1 protein-coding gene is annotated in these 365 nt (G+C 63.8%); it reads right to left on the bottom strand.

Annotation, left to right across the window (positions count from 1 at the left end; genetic code table 11):
- Positions 1 to 365, bottom strand: a 365-nt coding sequence (locus tag EN852_RS36460; RefSeq protein ID WP_135879730.1) for an RbsD/FucU domain-containing protein, incomplete at both ends; no start/stop codon positions are given.

Below are 365 nucleotides of genomic sequence, written 5' to 3'. Positions count from 1 at the left end.
GGCGGAATGACGCCCTTGCGGAAGGCGAAGCAGCCATAGAAGCGGCGCTCGCCGGTCTGGATGACGCAATAGGCCTTCTTGGCGCGCTCGTAGAAGGCGTATCGCTCGATCGAGATCATCGGCCAGGACTTGCCCTCGGCAGCGTCGATCTCCTTCTGTACTTCCTTCTGCACGGGCGGGATCTCGGTCGGCTTGCCGACGATCTCCATGCGTGCGGCCGCATCGTCGACGAAGCTGTCCAGCGGATAGAGCGACAGCACCGCCTTCACCACATCGGCCGCCGGCGCATCGATGCGCAGCAGCCTGCCGAGCACGGTCTGCTTCGCCACGGAATCGGACGGGAAATTGGTGTCGGCGATGATCAG

The organism is Mesorhizobium sp. M2E.F.Ca.ET.209.01.1.1, from assembly GCF_004010375.2.
Lineage (GTDB): Bacteria > Pseudomonadota > Alphaproteobacteria > Rhizobiales > Rhizobiaceae > Mesorhizobium.
Note: the sequence above shows the minus strand (reverse complement) of the source record. Positions and strands in the feature narration are given on the sequence as shown.